The 223-nt window shown below is 45.3% G+C and carries 1 protein-coding gene; it reads left to right on the forward strand.

All coding sequences use genetic code 11. From position 1 onward, the window contains the following. A partial coding sequence (locus tag ABR397_RS25645; RefSeq protein WP_350307900.1) for a hypothetical protein occupies positions 1-223 on the forward strand: 223 nt, incomplete at both ends.

Below are 223 nucleotides of genomic sequence, written 5' to 3' on the forward strand. Positions count from 1 at the left end.
CCACCCATCAAAATGCTAAACTGACCAGTACTCACGGTCAGGTTAATTTTAAAGCGGTAAAAAACAGTACCTTTGCGCAAACGATTACCCATTCCAAAGGGTTCTACATCAAGCAAACAGATAAAGGCTACATTGAAAATACCTGGGTGCTTCCGACGATCCATCTCGGTGGAAAACTCACCGTAGAAGCAGCCAACGGTGTCAGCGCGGATATTAAAGCCCA

Source organism: Photorhabdus viridis (assembly GCF_040256935.1).
GTDB lineage: Bacteria > Pseudomonadota > Gammaproteobacteria > Enterobacterales > Enterobacteriaceae > Photorhabdus > Photorhabdus viridis.